This is a genomic window from Photobacterium sp. R1 (assembly GCF_054600795.1).
Window position 1 is genome coordinate 1 of the sequence record NZ_BAAHZP010000770.1, and the last position, 251, is coordinate 251.

The 251-nt window shown below is 55.4% G+C and carries 1 pseudogene; it reads left to right on the plus strand.

The window, feature by feature from the left end:
• A pseudogene (locus tag ACYP03_RS27160) lies at nt 1–251 on the plus strand (inosine/guanosine kinase); the annotation flags it as partial.

Genomic DNA, 251 nt, shown 5'->3' on the forward strand with positions numbered 1-251 from the left:
GGATATCCAGATTGGCAGCTATGCATACCGGTATCTGGTGAACACATCCAGCCGTATGGATCTGAATAATCTCCAGCCTGTGGACGGGCCGATTGGCCGCTGTTTTGCCCTGATCACTCCGGATGGAGAACGGACGTTTGCCATCAACGAAGGGCGGATGAACCAGCTGGAACCGGACAGTATCCCGGAATCGATCTTCGAACGTGCCTCTGCGCTGGTGCTGACGGCCTATCTGGTGCGTTGCAAAGAAG